The sequence below is a fragment of the Streptomyces hilarionis genome (genome assembly GCF_024539675.1).
Classification (GTDB): domain Bacteria; phylum Actinomycetota; class Actinomycetes; order Streptomycetales; family Streptomycetaceae; genus Streptomyces; species Streptomyces hilarionis.
This window is the reverse complement of sequence record NZ_JAHHIT010000309.1, coordinates 1-3,907: the sequence shown is the minus strand read 5'-3', so window position 1 is coordinate 3,907 and position 3,907 is coordinate 1. Positions and strand designations below refer to the sequence as shown.

The window sequence follows — 3,907 nt, the reverse complement described above, 5'->3', positions numbered from 1 at the left end:
GCGGAGGCGGGGGCGGGGGCGAGGGCGGTCAAGGTGCGGCGGGACGGTCCGGACGGTGCTTGAGGGGCGGCGCGGTCGCGACGAACACGGGGATGCGACGGATGCGACGGGTGCGACGGATCCCGCGGGGTCCGAGGAACCGTAGGAACCCGAGGACCTGCTCGAGGACGCCGAGGGCGAGCGCCGGCCAGCCGCGTACCGCCTCGGCCCACAGACGCCGGACGTCGCCCTGCGGCAGCGCCCGCCGCACGAGCGGAGCCAGTCGCGCGGGGACGAGCCAGGCCGGGTCCGGCCGGCGCAGGTGCGCGCCGGCCGTGCGCAGCGCCCTCGCAACCGTGTGCGGGACCGTGCCGGGGGTTCTCGGGGCCTGCGGGGTGGCGGCGCGGGGCGCGAGGGCGGGACGTGGACGTCTCCAGGGCGCCGTGCCGGGTTCGGCCCGGGTGCCGGCGGCGGCCGTGGCGTGAACGCGTGCGTGGGCCTTGCGGCGGTGGAGCATGCGTATACCCATGGCCGCATCCTGGCGGTCGGCGACGGCCGAGGTCCTGTTCTCGGCGGCCACGCGGGTGAGGGCCCTTCGGGCGGTGACCGGCGGTGACCGGCGACGGCGAAAGGCGACCAAGGGCGGCGACCGGCAACAACGGGGCGCAACCGGCCGACGGCCTCGGGGAAGGGGCCGCAAGGTGCCGGACCGCGGCAGCGGCGGCGACTTCGGCGACGGCGCGGCCGGGATGCCGGGCGGCGGCTGCGGCTTGCGCTGCGGGACGGCAGGGAGTGCCGGGGGCTCCGGGCCTCGGCCATGGGGGCGGAGAGGCGCCGGGCGGCCGCTGCCCCTCCAGGCGAGGGCGGGAGGGCGCCGGGCGACGGCGGCTCAGCGGGAGGATGCCGGACGGCGGTGGCTTCGGCCCCAGGGGGGCGCAGGGGCGTCCGTGTGACGGCGGCCGACGTCGGCGGCGCCCGGGGGCGTGGCGGCGGCTTCCGCCAAGGGGCCGAGGGGTGCCGGGGCCCGGGGGGCAGAAGCGCCGGAGCCCCGTCCGTGTGGACGGGGCTCCTCAGCGTCTGTTCGCTCGCCCTCGCTCCCGCTCCCGCGGTAGTCGCCGGGCTAGTGCGCGGCCGACTCCCAGTCCGCGCCCGCGCCCACCGAGACGTCGAGCGGGGCCCTGAGGTGGACGGCGCCGGCCATCTCGCGGCGGACCAGTTCCTCCACGGCCGCCCGCTCGCCGGGAGCGATCTCCAGGACGATTTCGTCGTGGACCTGGAGCAGCATGCGCGAGGCCAGGTTGGCGGCGCGCAGCGCGTCGTCCACCTTGAGCATGGCGATCTTGACGATGTCCGCGGCGGTGCCCTGGATGGGCGCGTTGAGCGCCATGCGCTCGGCCGCCTCACGTCGCTGGCGGTTGTCGCTGTTGAGGTCCGGAAGATAGCGGCGGCGGCCGAACAAGGTGGCCGTGTAGCCGGTCGCCCGCGCCTCGTCGACGGCGCGGCGCAGGTAGTCGCGGACGCCGCCGAAGCGCTCGAAGTAGGCGTCCATCAGGGCGCGGGCCTCGCCCGCCTCGATGTTCAGCTGCTGGGACAGGCCGAACGCCGACAGTCCGTAGGCCAGGCCGTAGGACATGGCCTTGATCTTGCGGCGCATCTCGGCGTCGACCGCGCCGGGCTCGACGCCGAACACCTGGGAGGCGGCCGTGGTGTGGAGGTCCTCGCCGGAGGTGAACGCCTCGATGAGGCCGGCGTCCTCCGACAGGTGGGCCATCACCCGCAGCTCGATCTGGCTGTAGTCGGCCGTCATCAGCGACTCGAAGCCCTCGCCGACGACGAAGCCGCGGCGGATGGCGCGGCCCTCGTCCGTGCGGACGGGGATGTTCTGCAGGTTGGGGTCCGTGGAGGACAGCCGGCCGGTCGCGGCGACGGTCTGGTTGAAGGTGGTGTGGATGCGGCCATCGGCGGCGATCGTCTTGATCAGGCCCTCGACGGTGACGCGCAGCTTCGCCTGCTCGCGGTGGCGGAGCATGATGACCGGCAGTTCGTTGTCCGTCTGCCCGGCCAGCCACGCCAGGGCGTCGGCGTCGGTGGTGTAACCGGTCTTGGTCTTCTTGGTCCTGGGCAGGCCCAGCTCGCCGAAGAGGACTTCCTGGAGCTGCTTGGGCGAGCCCAGGTTGAACTCGTGTCCGGCCGCGGCGTGCGCTTCCTTCACGGCCTGCTGGACGGCGCCGGCGAACATCTGCTCCATGGCCTCCAGGTGGGCGCGGTCGGCCGCGATGCCGTGGCGCTCCATGCGGGCCAGAAGGGCGGAGGTGGGCAGTTCCATGTCGCGCAGCAGGTCGGTGGCGCCGACCTCCTCCAGGCGGCCGCGGAAGGCCTCCCCGAGGTCGACGATCGTGCGGGCCTGCACCATGAGGGCCTCGGCCTCCGCACCGTCGTCCGCGCCGAAGGCGAGCTGGCCGTCGGCCGTGGCGGCGGGGGCGAGTTCGCGGCCCAGGTACTCCAGAGACAGCGCGTCCAGGTCGAAGGAGCGGCGGCCGGGCTTGACCAGGTAGGCGGCGAGCGCGGTGTCCATGAGGACGCCGGCGACCGACCAGCCGTGCTCGGCGCACACGCGCATCGCGCCCTTGGCGTCGTGCAGGACCTTGGGGCGTTCGCCGGAGGCGAGCCAGGCCGCCCACGCGTTCTCGTCGGACTCGTCCAGCTCCGCCGGGTCGAACCAGGCGGCGGCTCCGCCGGCCGCGGCGAGCGCGACCTCGGCGACCGAGCCCGCGCCCAGCGCCCAGGTGTCGACGGTGGCCACGCCCAGGGTCTGCGTGCCGTGCTCGGCGAGCCAGCCGGCCAGCTCGCCCGTGCCCAGCACCGTGCCGTCCAGCTCCACGCCGGCGGTGATCACCGGGGTGGCCTCGGCCTCCTCGCCGCCGGGGTCGACGGCGAACAGCCGCTCGCGCAGCGAGGGGTTCCTGATCTCCAGGGTGTCGAGGACCATCGCGACGGCCGTGCGGTCGTACGGGGCCCGCTCCAGTTCGGCTACCGCCTTGGGCAGCTCGACGTCCTTGACCATCTCGGTGAGGCGACGGTTGAGCTTGACGGCCTCCAGGTGGTCGCGCAGGTTCTGCCCGGCCTTGCCCTTGACCTCCTCGACGCGCTCGACGAGCTCGGCGAACGAGCCGAACTGGTTGATCCACTTCGCGGCCGTCTTCTCGCCGACGCCGGGGATGCCCGGCAGGTTGTCGGACGGGTCGCCGCGCAGCGCCGCGAAGTCGGGGTACTGGGCGGGCGTCAACGCGTACTTCTCGAAGACCTTCTCCGGGGTGAACCGGGTCAGCTCCGAGACGCCCTTCGTCGGGTACAGGACCGTGGTGTGCTCCGACACCAGCTGGAAGGAGTCGCGGTCGCCGGTGACGATGAGGACCTCGAAGCCGGCGGCCTCGGCCTGGGTGGCGAGCGTGGCGATGACGTCGTCGGCCTCGAAGCCGTCCACCGCGAACCGGGAGACGTGCATCGCGTCGAGCAGTTCGCCGATCAGCTCGACCTGCCCCTTGAACTCGTCGGGCGTCTTGGAGCGGTTGGCCTTGTACTCGGTGAACTCCTCCGAGCGCCACGTCTTGCGGGAGACGTCGAAGGCGACCGCGAAGTGCGTGGGCGACTCGTCACGCAACGTGTTGGCGAGCATCGACGCGAAGCCGTAGATCGCGTTCGTCGGCTGGCCCGTCGCGGTGGTGAAGTTCTCCGCGGGCAGCGCGAAGAACGCGCGGTACGCCAGCGAGTGCCCGTCCATGAGCATCAGGCGCGGGCGGCTTGCGCCGGTCGGGGTGTCGGTCTTCTTCGCTGCTGTCTCTGCCACGCCCCCGATCCTGCCACGCCCCACCGACACTCGGCTCCGGCCGCCGCCCCGACCGCCCCTCCGGGGCCCGCACTCCATGCC

The 3,907-nt window shown here is 73.9% G+C and carries 2 protein-coding genes; both read right to left on the bottom strand.

Going from position 1 to position 3,907, the window contains the following annotated elements; translation table 11 throughout:
* Positions 1 to 28: 28 nt before the first annotated feature.
* Positions 29 to 508, bottom strand: a complete 480-nt coding sequence (locus KMS84_RS38135; RefSeq protein ID WP_256921142.1) for a hypothetical protein — start codon at positions 506 to 508, stop codon at positions 29 to 31.
* A 591-nt stretch (positions 509 to 1,099) separates the two neighbouring features.
* Positions 1,100 to 3,826, bottom strand: a complete 2,727-nt coding sequence (gene polA / locus KMS84_RS38130; protein WP_256921141.1) for a DNA polymerase I — start codon at positions 3,824 to 3,826, stop codon at positions 1,100 to 1,102.
* Positions 3,827 to 3,907 lie beyond the last annotated feature (81 nt).